The sequence below is a fragment of the Nitratireductor sp. ZSWI3 genome (assembly GCF_024655565.1).
In the GTDB taxonomy this organism is placed as follows: Bacteria; Pseudomonadota; Alphaproteobacteria; order Rhizobiales; family Rhizobiaceae; genus Nitratireductor.
The window spans coordinates 1-1,054 of sequence record NZ_JANKOF010000201.1 but is presented as its reverse complement, the minus strand read 5'-3'; the positions used below and the strand labels follow the sequence as shown (position 1 = coordinate 1,054).

1 protein-coding gene is annotated in these 1,054 nt (G+C 65.0%); it reads right to left on the bottom strand.

The genetic code is table 11. From position 1 onward, the window contains the following. Positions 1-14: 14 nt before the first annotated feature. Positions 15-961, bottom strand: a protein-coding gene (locus NUU27_RS25385; protein WP_257765069.1) for an IS630 family transposase whose coding sequence is annotated in 2 segments (ribosomal slippage) — positions 15-622 and positions 622-961 — 948 coding nt in all. Because the reading frame shifts where the segments join, the coding sequence is not laid out codon by codon here. Between the last annotated feature and the right edge of the window lie 93 nt (positions 962-1,054).

Below are 1,054 nucleotides of genomic sequence, written 5' to 3'. Positions count from 1 at the left end.
AGAGCAGATTCGACTTAATCCGGGTCATATCCGGCGGCCTCGAAATAGTGGTGGCATTCCTCTGGCGTAAAGGCGGAGAGGCAGTCGGCCACGACCGACCAGAGTTCATCGACGGTTCTAGCGGCTGCCTTCCTGAGCAGGGCCTTGAGCTTGGAGAAAGCCATCTCGATAGGGTTGAAGTCGGGCGAGTAGGGCGGCAGGAACAGGAGTCGCGCCCCGGCCTTCTCGATGGCCTCGCGCACACCGCTGATCTTGTGGGCCGGCAGGTTGTCCATGACCACGATGTCGCCGGGTCGAAGCTCGGGTGCGAGAACCTGCTCGGCATAGGCGAGGAAGGCTGGTCCGTTCATCGGACCGTCGAGCAGCATCGGAGCCGCCATGCCGGACAGCCGCAGGCCGGCGGTGAGGGTCGTCGTCTTCCAATGGCCGTGGGGAACGGCCGCCCGGCATCGCTGGCCGCATGGCGCTCTGCCTCGCAACCGGGCCATCTTTGTGGAGGCCGCGGTCTCGTCGATGAAGATCAGCCTCTCGGGATCGAAGTCGGGCTGGGCATCGAACCAGGCGATGCGGCGGCGCAGGACGTCTGCGCGCTGCTGCTCTGCGGCGTGCGCTGTCTTTTTTTGAACGTGATGCCGCGCCGGTCGAGAAACAGCCAGATCGTCGAGGGCACGGCCTGCACGCCGTGCTCGGCGGCGAGGCGCTCCCCTATCTCGGCCAGCGTGATGTCCGGCGCCTCTTCGATAAGGCCGAGAATGAAGGCCTCGTGCGCATCGAGCTTCGAGCGCGACGGCTGACCCTGCTTACGCGCCTCCGTCTCGCCGGTCTCGCGATAGCGGCGATGCCAGGCCCCGGCCGTCGAGATCCCGATCCGGAAGCGCCGTGCCGCCTCCCGCGTCGAAACCCCGTCCTCGATCGCCGCAATCACCCGACCGCGAAGGTCGCCGCTAAGGCTCCTTGTCATCATCACCTCCTGGTAAATCACCAGCACCAGTGAATCAGACAATGCCGACCGCGTGAATCCTCAAACCGACTCGGCGTTCATCGAAGATGCTCT